Source organism: Glycomyces dulcitolivorans (genome assembly GCF_003265355.1).
In the GTDB taxonomy this organism is placed as follows: Bacteria; Actinomycetota; Actinomycetes; order Mycobacteriales; family Micromonosporaceae; genus Glycomyces; species Glycomyces dulcitolivorans.
The window spans coordinates 1-12,504 of the sequence record NZ_QFRW01000255.1 but is presented as its reverse complement, the minus strand read 5'-3'; the positions used below and the strand labels follow the sequence as shown (position 1 = coordinate 12,504).

9 protein-coding genes are annotated in these 12,504 nt (G+C 70.6%); 1 reads left to right on the top strand and 8 read right to left on the bottom strand.

The features are described 5' to 3' along the window. Positions 1-54: 54 nt before the first annotated feature. The 6 genes from trxA to murJ all read right to left on the bottom strand — a co-directional run bounded on the left by trxA (position 55) and on the right by murJ (position 6,383). Positions 55-369, bottom strand: coding sequence for a thioredoxin (gene trxA, locus DI269_RS16960; RefSeq protein ID WP_112137951.1), 315 nt, complete (start codon positions 367-369; stop codon positions 55-57). Positions 370-406: 37 nt separating this feature from the next. Then, positions 407-1,354, bottom strand: coding sequence for a thioredoxin-disulfide reductase (gene trxB, locus DI269_RS16955; RefSeq protein ID WP_198667499.1), 948 nt, complete (start codon positions 1,352-1,354; stop codon positions 407-409). 188 nt (positions 1,355-1,542) lie between these two features. Beyond that, the gene (locus tag DI269_RS16950; protein WP_112137946.1) at positions 1,543-2,319 is read right to left on the bottom strand and encodes a hypothetical protein; all 777 of its coding nucleotides are present in this window, start codon (positions 2,317-2,319) and stop codon (positions 1,543-1,545) included. Continuing rightward, entirely contained in the window at positions 2,316-2,978 is a 663-nt protein-coding gene (sigM, locus tag DI269_RS16945; RefSeq protein ID WP_112137943.1) for an RNA polymerase sigma factor SigM, read from the bottom strand. The genes DI269_RS16950 and sigM overlap by 4 nt, the downstream gene beginning before the upstream one ends. 55 nt (positions 2,979-3,033) lie before the next feature. Beyond that, positions 3,034-4,527 carry a protein kinase family protein gene (locus DI269_RS16940; protein ID WP_112137941.1) on the bottom strand — a complete coding sequence of 498 codons (1,494 nt, stop codon included), beginning with the start codon at positions 4,525-4,527 and terminating at the stop codon, positions 3,034-3,036. Positions 4,528-4,667: 140 nt separating this feature from the next. Then, positions 4,668-6,383: a murein biosynthesis integral membrane protein MurJ gene (gene murJ, locus DI269_RS16935; RefSeq protein ID WP_157975050.1), complete on the bottom strand. Its 1,716-nt coding sequence runs from the start codon at positions 6,381-6,383 to the stop codon at positions 4,668-4,670. A 123-nt stretch (positions 6,384-6,506) separates the two neighbouring features. On the opposite strand from murJ, the gene DI269_RS16930 reads away from it, so the two are divergent. Next, entirely contained in the window at positions 6,507-7,940 is a 1,434-nt protein-coding gene (locus tag DI269_RS16930; RefSeq protein ID WP_112137937.1) for a CCA tRNA nucleotidyltransferase, read from the top strand. Here the strand turns inward: DI269_RS16930 and DI269_RS16925 are convergent. Then, positions 7,831-9,390 (bottom strand): glycosyltransferase family 87 protein, encoded by a 1,560-nt coding sequence (locus DI269_RS16925; protein ID WP_112137935.1) that lies wholly within the window; start codon positions 9,388-9,390, stop codon positions 7,831-7,833. The two genes, DI269_RS16930 and DI269_RS16925, sit on opposite strands and share 110 nt — an antisense overlap. A gap of 60 nt (positions 9,391-9,450) precedes the next feature. Continuing rightward, positions 9,451-12,504, bottom strand: a 3,054-nt coding sequence (locus tag DI269_RS16920) for a transglycosylase domain-containing protein (RefSeq protein ID WP_232822789.1), incomplete at its 5' end; no start/stop codon positions are given.

Genomic DNA, 12,504 nt, shown 5'->3' with positions numbered 1-12,504 from the left:
GGGACGGAGCCGATGGCTCCGTCCCCCGCTTCTTGTGAGTATTCGTCGCGTTCCCTACTGGCCCAGGAACTTGCGGATGGCCGCCTTGGGCTGGGCGCCGATGAGCTGCTGCGCCGGCTGGCCGTCCTTGAACAGGATCATGGTCGGCACGCTCATCACGCCGTACTTGCGGGTGACCTCGGGGTTCGCGTCGGTGTCGAGCTTGCGGATCTCGATCGAGTCGATCTCGGTCGCGAGCTCTTCGAGGACCGGCGCGACCTTCTTGCAGGGCCCGCACCACTCGGCCCAGAAGTCGACGAGCACGGGCTTGTCGGCTTCCAGCACCTCGGCCTGGAACTGCTCGTCGTTGACGGCTTTGATGGCGCCCATGGGCATCCTCCTGTGTGTGTGAAGAAGGGGAAGTCGGTTACGCCGCGACCGCGGCGTCTTCGAGTGCGGCGATGTAGCGCTCGGCGTCGAGCGCGGCGGCGCAGCCGGTGCCGGCGGCCGTGACCGCCTGCTGGTAGGTGTGGTCGACGAGGTCGCCCGCGGCGAACACGCCGTCGAGGTTCGTCTTCGTCGACGGGGCGGCGACCTTGACGTAGCCGGACTCGTCGAGTTCGACCTGGCCCTTGAACAGCTCCGAGCGCGGGTCGTGGCCGATCGCGATGAACAGGCCCGTGGCAGGCAGGTTCCGGGTCGCGCCGGTGACGGTGTCGACCAGGTCGACGCTGGCGACCTTGCCGCCCTCGCCGTTGATCTTCTCGACCGCCGAGTTCCAGGCGACCTCGATCTTCGGGTTCGCCAGGGCGCGCTCGGCCATGATCTTGGAGGCGCGGAACTCCTCACGGCGGTGCACGATGGTGACCTTCGAGGCGAACTTGGTGAGGAACGTGGCCTCCTCCATCGCCGAGTCGCCGCCGCCGACCACCGCGATGTGCTGGTCGCGGAAGAAGAACCCGTCGCAGGTGGCGCACGCGGAGACGCCGCGGCCCATGAGCTCCTGCTCGCCGGGGACGTTCAGGGGGCGGTAGGCGGAGCCGGTCGCGAGGATGACGGCCTTCGCGGCGTACTCGTCGTCGCCGACCCACACCTTCTTGACCTCGCCGGTCAGGTCGACGCGGGTGACGTCGTCGGAGACGAGCTCGGCGCCGAACCGCTCGGCCTGCTTGCGCCACTGGTCCATGAGCTCGGGGCCCATGATGCCCTCGGGGAAGCCGGGGAAGTTCTCGACCTCGGTGGTCTGCATGAGGGCGCCGCCGAACTGGAAGCCCTCGAACACCAGCGGGCGCATGTTCGCGCGCGCGGTGTACAGCGCGGCCGTGTACCCGGCCGGGCCCGAGCCGATGATGATGACGTCGCGGATTTCGCTCACCGGTGTCGCTCCTGTGGTCGTTCGGCGCTCCAGGGACGGCTCCCCTGGTGCTGACGGTTTCAACGTCATCCTATTGACCCGAAATTCCACGGGGCGGCGCCGTGGCGGCCTTGTGACAGGCGCGTTTCTCGATCGTGGGCAACGTCACCGCGGTTTCTCCAAGAGCAGAGCGGAGAGCGGAGCGCCGGTCAGGGCTGGACGGCGAGCGCTTCGATGACCCCGTCGGCGCAGGCGGGGGTGAGCGCGACGGCGATCTCGCCCTGCTCGGTCACGAGCAGCGCCATGATCGCGGGCGCGGACTCGTAGCGGGCGAAGTCGACCGCGACGAGGAGGCTCCCGTACTCCTCGGCGATGGCGTCCTCGCAGTTGCGCCAGAACTCGCCGCCCGCGGCGAGCGCTTCGAGCTCGATCGGGATCTCGCCGTCGCTCGTCGCGGCGCCGAGGCCGCGCAGCGAGGCGAGCAGGTCGGTCGAGGCGGTGTAGTCGGTGCCGCTGGCGAACCACGCGATGCCGGTGATACCGCCCTCGGACTCCTCGTTCAGGGAGTCGCCGCTGGACGACTCGGGGGAGGCCGCCTCGGTCTCGGCGGCGTCGTCCTCGCCCGAGCGGGGCGCGTCCTCGGAGTAGACCTGGGCCGAGCCGGCGTCCTCGCTCGACTGGGTCAGGGCCTGGAGGCCGATCGCGACCGCGCCGACGGTGACCAGGACGGCGGCCGCGCCGCTGGCGATGGCGTACCGGACCCGCTTGGGCCGCAGGCGCTCCGCGAGCGACGCGAAGAACCCCTCGGGTGCGGGGGCGGCCTGCGCGTTGCTGCGGAGGGTGTCGGCGGCCGGGAGGGTCTCCAGGACGCGGTCGAGCCGGTGCGCGACGTGGTCGGGGAGGTCCCCGTAGCCGTCGGAGGCCTGCCGCAGCAGGCGGGCCGTCTCGGCCTCGGCCCCGGTCTCCCCGGGCGTCTGCCCGATCATCGGCTCCCCTCCTCTCGGCTGGTGGGATGCGCTTCTGGTTCGGCCGTCCCCTGCACGACGTCCCCCTGTACGACGTTGCGCTGCCCCGGCGGGTTCCCGGCGCCGGGGGCGGGGTCGAACTCGGGCAGTCGGGCGGCGAGGCGCTTGCGGGCCCGCGAGGCCCGCGACTTCACCGTCCCGGGCCGGACCTTGAGGATCGCGGCGACCTCCTCGACCGGGTAGCCGAGCATGTCGATGTAGACGAGGACGGCCCGCTGGTCGAACGGCAGCTCCGCGAGCGCCGCGTGCACGGTGAGCCGCAGGGCCGCCTGCTGCGGGTCCTCGGAGGAGGGCGAGGGGACGGCGACCGGTTCGCGCCCGTCCTCGGGCAGCGGCACGGTGGGCCGCCGCCCGGCCGCGCGGATGCGGTCGAGGCAGGCGTTGACGACGATCCGGTGCAGCCAGGTGGTGACCGCCGAGCCGCCGCGGAACGTGCCGGCCGCCTGGTACGCCTTGATCATCGCGTCCTGGAGGGCCTCGGCGGCGTCCTCGGGGTCGGCGAGGGTGCGGACGGCGACCGCCCACAGGCGGCCCCGGTGGCGGCGGAACAGCTCCCCGAACGCGTCCCTGTCGCCGCCGACGTGGCGGCGCAGCAGCTCGGCGTCGCCCACCCCGTCCATCGGACCGGCGAACGCGGGTCCTTGGCTGGGCGGGAGGGGGCCGGGCACGTGCGGTCTACCTGACGAACACGTTGATGTCGGAGATCGTGAGCTTGTACCCGCCGGAGGACTGCGGCAGCTCGGTCACCCAGACGACGATGTAGCGGGCGGACTGGCCGCCGGCCTGGAGCTCGATGTTCGTGTCGGCGTCGGCGACCGGGGAGGCGAGCTCGGCGAAGCCGTCGACGATCGCCTGGTCGCCCTCGGAGGAGTCGCCGGGGTCCTCGTCGCCGGAGAGCAGGCCGACGGTGGCGCCCGCGCTGGTCATCTGGACCCGCACGGAGGCGACCTCCATGGCCTCGCCGAGGTCGATGAGGATGCCCATGCCGGGCTTGAGGTTCCCGAAGCCGGGGTCGTTGTAGTACGTGTTCGTGGACCAGCCGGTGGAGGCGTTGCCGTCGATGACGGCCTCGACGCCCTCGCCCTGGTCGCGGTCGCCGTCCGGCGGGTCGACGACGCGGATGTCGTCGGCGGTGATCTCGGCCTCGGTGGGGGCCGCGACGTCGCTCTCGCCATCTTCGGACGCGTCGCCTCCGGTGTCCTCGCCGGTGACCTGCTCTTCGGCGCCGGCCGGGTCGTCGCCGCCGCCGAAGACGAGGGCGGAGCCGACGACGCCCGCGAAGATGACCGCGGCGACGACGGCCGCGACCACGGCGAGGCGCTTCATGCCGAGCGGCGGGGAGGCGGCGTCGCCGGAGAACCGGCGGCCGAGGCTGATGGACCCGAGGACGCTGGTGGCCTGGGCGGGCGCCGGGTCGGCGCCGCCGGTCTCGGTGAGGCGGCGCAGTTCGACGGCGAGTTCGGCGGCCGACGGCGGCGTCTGGGAGTGGTCGAGGAGGTCCGCGGTCAGCTGGGAGAGGCGCGCGGGGATGCCGGGGACGACCTTGGCGGCGTCGAGGACGCGGCCCCACTCGTCGGTGGCGGCGTCGGGCAGGCCGGTGTTCTCGGCGGGCACGACCCGCGGCCACGCGCCGGTGAGGCACGCGTACAGGGTCGCGCCGAGGGCGCGCACGTCTTCGACCTGCGTGTTCCCGGGTTCGTTGCGGGGCTCGGTGACCATGACGCGGTCGTCCTCGGACAGGAGGATCGAGCCGGGCTGGAGGTCGGCGTGGGTGACGCCCCCGTCGTGGAGGGCGGCGACCGCGTCGGCGACCGACGCGACGAGTTCGAGCGCGTGGGCGCTTTCGAGCGTCTGCTGTTCCAGGACCCCGCGCAGGGAGGAGCCGTTGACCCATTCGCGCACCACGTAGGCGAAGCGGTCCTCGTCGACGGCGTCGTACACGTCGACCATCGAGTCGACGTGGGTGCGGGAGGCCGCCACCGCGGCGGTCATCGTCGGGGCCGCGTCCTCGCCGCCGGGGGAGCGCAGGACCACCGCGACGGAGCGGTGGAGGAGGACGTCGACGCCCCGCCACAGCTGGCGGTGGCCGTTCGCGCCTCCGAGGTGCTCTTCGAGGCGGTAGCGCTCGGCGAGCAGGTCGCCCACGGACGGCACTTCGGCGGAACTCATGGTGCGGGGTCCTCCCCTCTCAGACCGACCCCGCGGAGGGGCCGTGCCGGCCGGTCGGGTCTTTCAGGCGTGCGGGTGCAGAGTGGTTCAGGGCTGTGCATCGACCCGAGGCCATAGTGCACGTATGGATCGTACTTGCCTCATCGTCGCAGCCTTGCGCGCACCGTTGCCTGGAGCGACGCCATTTCAGTGACGCGGAATACCAGGCAGGCGGCGAGATACACGCCCAGCAGGGCGATCCCGAGGACGAACGCCGCGCCGAGCTGCCCGAGTTTGGAATCGGACACATCCGGCCACGCGAGCCAGCCGCCGTAGGCGGCGGCGCCCGCGACGAGGGCCGCGGCACCGGTGCGGACGAGGCCTGAGGCGGTCTTGCGCATGCCCAGGAGCCCGACCCGCTTGCGCAGCAGGCTCATCGACAGGAGCAGGCTCACCAGGTAGGAGACGCCGTTGGCGGCCAGGAGGCCGACCACGACCCATTCCAGGGGCAGGAACGCGAACGCGAGGAGGTACCCGCCGATGCGGATCGCGATGACCGGCAGGTTGAACAGGCCCACGGTCTTGGTGTCGGTCTGCGCGTAGAACGCGTAGATCTGCAACTGCGACACCGAGAACGGCATGAGCACGACCCCGACCATGAGCAGCGCCTGCCCGGTCGCGACCGCCATCGTGTGGTCGTAGGCGCCCCACTGGAAGATCGCGAGCGCGATCGGCTCGTGCAGGGCGATGAACGCCGCGGCGATCGGCACCAGCAGGAACGAGGCGAGGCGGATGCCCGAGGAGAGGTGGTCGGTGAGCTCGGCCCAGCGGCGGTCGTCGGCGGCGCGGGTCATGCGCGGCATGAGCGCGGTGATGACCGAGACCGCGACGATGCCGTGCGCCATCATCATCATGAGGTACGCGTTGTTGTAGACGGTGGTGCCGGGCACGAACTGGTCGGCGTCGGCGTTCCCGGAGGCGGTGTTCGCGACCTTGATGACGGCCATCACGGCGACCTGGTTGGCGACGACGAACAGGAGCGTCCACGCGGCCATGCGCCGGATCTGGCGCAGCGGCAGGGCCTTGAAGTCGAACCGCAGCCGCCACCGGAACCCGGCCTTGCGCAGGGCCGGGGCGAGGCACAGGACCTGGATGAGGACGCCTGCGGTGGTGCCGCCGCCGAGGAGGACGATCATCCCGTTCGTGACCTGGTCGGGCGAGGCGAACAGCTCGCCGGCGGCGTTCGGGACCGCGTCGCGGGTGTAGACGAGGAAGAAGACCGCGCCGACGGTGATGACCACGAGGTTGTTGATGATCGGGACCCACATGGGGGCGCCGAAGTGCTCGCGGGAGTTGAGGACCCCGGAGAGGATCGCGAACAGCCCGTACAGGAGCAGGGCCGGGAGCATGAGGTAGGAGAACTCGGTGACGAGCCCGTACTGGGAGGGCTCGGCCATGGCGCGGGCGATGAGCGGCGCGCAGAGGGTGACGAGGAGCGCGGCGGCGCCGAGGACGAGGGCCGCGAGGGTGAGGAGGCGCTGCGCGAAGGCGTCGCCGCCGTCGGGGTCGTTCTTGTGGGCCTTGACGAACAGGGGCATGATGATGCTCGCGAACACGCCGCCGAGGACGAGCTCGTAGATCATCTGCGGGAAGTACTGCGCGGTCGTGTACGAGTTGCCGAGGAGTCCGGCGCCGATCGCCGCGGAGATGACGACGGTGCGCCCGAACCCGGTGATGCGCGAGACGAGGGACCCGGCGCCCATGAGGAGGCTGGAGCGGACCACGTTCTTGCCCTGCGGTTTGGGGGACGCGGGCGGTGCGGGGGCGGGTCCCGCGGGGGCGTACCCGTTGCCGGTGAGCGGGCCGGGCGGGCGCAAGGACTGGGGGTTCGCGTGGGGGTGTGGGCCCAGGGCGGGGCCAGACGGCGAGTATTCGGGGCCCGTCCCCGGTCTCGCGCTAGGTTCGGCCATTCTCGCACTCTCCGCTAAGCTTGCCCGGCGATGTCTGACAACAGTAGCGGTAAGGAAATCACGGTCCCGCCGATAGCCGATGAGCTGGGTCGGGTGTTCGAGCGGGAGGGCCACGAGCTGCACCTGGTCGGCGGCCCGGTCCGCGACGCGGTGCTGCGGCGGCCCGTGAGCGACCTCGACTTCACCACCGACGCCCGCCCGGAGGCGACCGAGGCGATCCTGCGCGCCCACTGCTCCACGGTATGGACCACGGGCGCCGACTTCGGGACCATCGGGGGGATGTTCCGGGGCGAGCAGGTCGAGGTGACCACGTTCCGCGCGGACGCCTACGACCGCGTCAGCCGCAACCCGGTGGTCCGCTACGGCGACCGGCTCGAAGACGACCTGGAGCGCCGCGACTTCACCGTGAACGCGATGGCCGTGTCGCTGCCCGGGCACGTGTTCGCCGACCCGTTCGGCGGGATCGGTGACCTCGCGCGCCGCACGATCCGCACGCCCGCGTCCCCGGAGTCGTCGTTCGCCGACGACCCGCTGCGGATGCTCCGGGCCGCGCGCTTCGCCGCGCAGCTCGGCTTCGACATCGACCCGCCGACGCTGGACGCGATGCGGGACATGGCCCCCGAGCTGTCCCGGATCACCGCCGAGCGCATCAGGGACGAGTTCGTGAAGCTGCTGCTGGCGCCCGATCCGGTGGTGGGCCTGCGCATCCTCGTCGACACGGGCCTGGCCGAGCAGTTCCTGCCCGAGCTTCCGGCGCTGCGCATGGAGATCGACGAGCACGCCCAGCACAAGGACGTCTACGAGCACTCGCTCCAGGTGCTGCGCAACGCGATCGGCCTGGAGACCGACGGCCCGGACCTGCTGCTGCGGATCGCGGCCCTGCTGCACGACATCGGGAAACCGGAGACGAAGGAGGTCGTCCCGGGCGGGGGCGTCACCTTCCACCACCACGACGTGGCCGGGGCGCGCCTGGCCCGCCGCCGCATGCGCGAGCTCCGCTTCCCCAAGGCCGACGTGCAGGCCGTGTCGCTGCTCATCGCTCTGCACCTGCGCTTCTACGGCTACGCCGACGGCGCGGAGGGCGGCTGGACCGATTCGGCGGTGCGCCGGTACGTCACCGACGCCGACGGCCAGTTGGAGCGCCTGAACATCCTGGTCCGCTCGGACTGCACGACCCGCAACAAGCGCAAGGCCGAGCGGCTGCGCCGCGACTACGACGCGTTCGAGGAGCGGATCGCGCGCCTGCGGGCCGAGGAGGACCTGAAGGCGGTCCGCCCCGACCTCGACGGCAACGCGATCATGGAGCTCCTGGAGCTGGGGCCCGGCCCCGAGGTGGGCCGGGCCTGGGCGTTCCTCAAGGAGCTTCGGCTGGAGCGCGGTCCGCTGCCTCGCGAGGCAGCGGAGGCCGAGCTGCTTGCCTGGGCCGCACGGGAAGGGATCGCACCGCGTCAAGACGCGGGATGAGGATCTCCTGCACCACGAGCGCGCACATGATCGCCACGGCGAGCCACCGCGACGCGGCGGCGGCGAGGAACACGGCCTCGGGGATGCCCCGGCCGTCTTCCGCCGACACTTGCAGCATCTTGCCGTAGAACGAGAAGAAGTAGAACAGCTCGGCGGCCTGCCACACCAGGAAGAACCCCCACTTGGGGCGGGCGAGGACGGCGAGCGGCAGCAGCCACAGCACGTACTGCTGCGACCAGACCTTCCCGAACAGCAGGAACGTGGCGATCACGAGGAAGCACAGCTGCGCGAGCCGCGGCACGACGTCGGCCGACGAGGACCCCTTGAGCCCGAACGCCTCTCCGGCCCTCCGGCGCTGCGCGAAGTACCCGAGGGCCGCGATCCCCAGGCAGGACAGGGCGAAGCACACCAGGTACAGGTCGTTGACGAACTCGGAGTCCCACAGCGACTCCCAGCCGGTGACGCCGCGGAGCACGTACCAGCCGGTGCCCCAGTCGACGGGCCGTTCGGAGTTGAGTTCGAAGAACCGCATCCACGAGTCGGGCCACAGGTAGGCGACCGGCCCGTTGATGACGGCCCACACGATCGCGGCGGTCGCGGTCGCCTGGAGCGCGGGCAGGAGCCGCTTCTGGCGGAGCGCGAGGATGAGGAGCGGGCCGATGAACAGGAGCGCGTAGAACTTCGCGGCGACGGCGAGGCCGAGGAACAGCCCGGCCATGACCGGGCGGCTGCGCTGCCAGTACAGGAAGAACGGCATCGACAGGGCGACGGCGAACAGGTCCCAGTTGACGGTGGCGGTCACGAGGATGACCGGCGCGGCCGCGAGCATCATCGCGTCCCAGGGCCGTGAGGGCCGGGAGTGGACGAGCGCGGGGTCGGGGTTCGGGCCGGGCAGGTCGGTGCGGCGGTTGTCCTCGCGGATCTTGTGCAGGACGGCGATGGCGGCGGCGCCGCAGATGAACAGCACGATCGCGTTGAGGTGCCAGAAGATCGGGCCGCCGTCGGTCCCGGCGACGCCGCCGAGCCGGTAGGCGAGCTGCCCGAGGACGCCCATGAACCATCCGGTCAGTACCGGGTATTCGACCGGGTGGTCACGGTAGGGGACGGCGCCCTCGTTGAGCTTCTCGGCGCCCCACAGGGCGCGGATGTCGGTGTAGCAGGCGTTGGTGTACTGCTGCCAGTCCACCCAGCCGCCCGCCGAGCACGGGTACTTCTGCAACCAGTTGACCGCGAACGCGATCAGGCCGGTGAGGAGGATGACGCGGATCGGGATCCAGAACCTGCGGCGGGGCGGGTCGACCGCGTGGTCGCCGAACGGCCCGCCGATGAACGCCGAGGCGAACCTGGCGACGCGGTCGGTGAGGGTGGGTGCGGCCGGGAGGTCCCCGGCGGGTCTCGTGCGCGCCGAGGGGGGCGGCGAGATCGGCTCATCAACGGAAGACGGCGGCATGGGCCCTATTGTGGCCCATGCCGCCGCAGTGCTGTTACGGGCCGAGGACGGATCCCCGGCTCAGCCGCCTAAGCCGTCGGTTCCGGGACTCTCCGAGGACTCCTCGCTTGGGTCGGGCGACGGCGACTCGGACTCGTTGCAGTTTGGCTCCCAGATCGGACACTCCTCGTCCGTCGACTCCTCGTCGGTCGGTTCGTCGGTCGGATCGGTCTCGCCGCCGTCGTCCTCGCCGGGTTGGCAGGCCTCGCCGTCCCAGATGCCGCCGCCCTCTTCGCACGCCTCCTGGGCCTCTTCGTCGACCTGGCCGGCGCAGAGCTCGTTGTCGGGGAGCGCGGCGCAGAACGCGCCGCCGTCGAGCGGGCCGCCGGCCTTCTCGATGTCCCACCAGGTGACGTTGCCGGCGTCGTCGTCCTTGCCTTCCCACGTCTCCTTGTCCCAGTCCTTCGAGTCGAGGATCCGGTCCATGGCGGTGAACCACACGGGGTAGGCGGTGTTGGAGCCGAACACGTTGTTCTTGTTGCCGTCGATGTCGGCGATCGGGTCCGACTCGGAGGTCACGTTGCCGACCCACGCCGCGATGGACAGCTGCGGGATCGCGCCGACGTACCAGGCGTGGGCGTTGTACCCGGACGGGTACTCGTTGCCGTCCTCGTCCTTGCCGCCGGCCTCCCAGGTCCCGGTCTTGCCGAAGTACTCGCGGTCGAGCTCTTCGCCGGTGGAGGACTCGCCGGAGATCTCCGAACCGATCCACTGGAGGTTCTGGGCGGTCGTCGTCTGGATGACCTGGTCGGATTCGAGCGTGGTCGTCGGCTCGATGACCTCGCCCTTGTACTTGACCTCGGCGACGAAGTGCGATTCGTTGTAGAGGCCGTCGTTGGCGATGGTCGCGTAGATCGACGCCATGTCGCGCACGCTGGTCGGGTACTGGCCGAACGAGATGTGGTTGTAGAACGGGTCGGTGTTGCCCTTGCCGCCGATCTCGCAGGGGACCGGGTCCTCGGCGTAGAGGAACAGTCCCTCGGTGTTGACGATCGGGTTGCAGTCCTCGTCGACCTGGATGCCGGCGTAGACGTCCCAGTTGCCGGAGGCGTCGACGATCGACTCGCCCGTGGTGGCGTCGACCGCGGTCCCGTGCTGGGTGTAGGTGCCGTCGTCGTTCATCACGTAGTTGATGCTGACGTTCCAGTCCGTGCCGGTGTCGTCCTGGAGCGTCCGGGCCTGGTTCATGACCGACAGGCCCATCTTGTCGGCGTAGTCGAGGATCGTGCTGGCGCCGTACTCCTCGGCGATCGAGTACATCGGCGTGTTCTTCGACTTGCGGATCGCGTCGGTCAGCGTCATTTCGAGCTTCGACTCCTGAGAGCCGTTGCGCAGGGTGCATTCGGGATAGGTGCCGCCGCCGATGCAGTCGTCTTCGAGCTTCAGGGACTCGAACTCGCGCGGCGAGGAGCCGTTGAACCAGGAGTTGATCGAGTCGCCCTCTTCGAGGGCGGTGGCGGCGGTGACCATCTTGAACGTCGAGGACGGCGGGTGCGGGGACTCCGCTCCGGCCTTGTCGACGCCGAAGCCGTCGTCGCCGCCGTAGTAGCCGACGATGGCGCCGGTCGCCGGGTCGATCGCGACCATCGCCGTCATCATGTACTTGTCGTAGTCGTACAGGGCGGCGTCCTTGTTGCTGTTCACGAACTGGGCGTAGCCCTCGTCGGTGAGGTCGCGCTCGGCCTGGTTGACGTCCGTGACGACGTTCCCGTCCGCGTCGACCGGCTGGTCTTCCTCGTTCGTCTTCACCGCGATGTCGCCGCGGGAGCCGGTGCTCTTGAGCGAGGCCTGGATCTCCGGGTCGATGGTGAGGGTGATCGTGTAGCCGCCGTCCTTGCCGCTGCCCTCTTCGCCCTTGAGCATCGCCTTGGTGATGCCGTAGCGGTCGTAGAGCTCCTGGAAGACGTAGCCGTCCTGCTCGTTGATGATGAAGCCGACGTCGGTGCTGCCGCCCCAGGAGCCGGAGGCGTTGAAGTCGGTGACGGTGCTGGCGATGACGTCCTCGTAGGTGAACGCGTCGCGGTCGGCCTGCGGGAGCTGACCGGTCTCGACCAGGGCGTCCATCGTGAAGTCCCAGCGGTCCTTCGCGGCGCCCTCGTCGTACTCGCCCTCGTAGTACGGGTCGTAGTAGCCGTTGGGCGACTTGACCTGCATGACGATGTAGGCAGCCTGGCCGTAGGTCAGGTCGTCGAGCTCGACGTTGAAGTAGTTCTTCGCGGCGGCCTTGATCCCGTACGCGCCCCGGCCGAAGTAGGCCATGTTGAGGTAGGCCGTGATGATCTGGTCCTTGTCGTACGTGGACTCCATCTTGATGGCCAGGGCGGCCTCGCGGGCCTTGCGGTCGTAGGAGATCTCGTCGCGCGCGTCGAGGACCATGCCGGCGTACTGCTGGGTGATCGTCGAGGCGCCCTGGGTGTCGCCGCCGGTGAGGTTGTTGACGAGCGCGCCCATGGTGCGGATGTAGTCGACGCCGCCGTGGTCCCAGAACTTGCGGTCCTCAAGGGCGACGAGCGAGTCGGTGACGGTCTCGGGCGCCTGGCCGGGGTCGATCTGGAGGCGGAGGGTGTCGCCGTAGGCGCCGGCCTGGGTGGTGCCGTCGGCGTAGAAGAACGCCGAGGACTCGCCCTTGCGGAAGACGTTCTCCAGTTCGGGCGTGTTCTGGAAGAAGTAGGTGGCGATGACGGTGACGCTCGCCACGAAGATGATGCCCATCGCGATGAGGGCCGCGAGCATCTTGCGGCCCAGGCGTTTGCGCTTCTTCTTGGTGCCTTCGAGGTCGTCCTTGTTCAGGGGCCCGTTCCCGGCGCGGCGGCGTCCGCCGGGGCGGCCGGTGCGCTCGTCGGCGTCGTCGAGGTTGATGGGCCGGGCGGTGCCGACCGAGGCCGATCCGACCGAGGCCGATCCGACTGAGGCGGAGCCGACGGAGGCCCGTCCGGCGCCGCCCACGGATGCGGACCCCACCGAAGCGCGTCCCGCGCCTCCCACCGAGGCCGATCCGACTGAGGCGCGTCCGGCGCCGCCGACCTGGGCCGACCCCGCGGGGCGGGCGCCGCCGACGGAGGCGGAGCCGCGTCC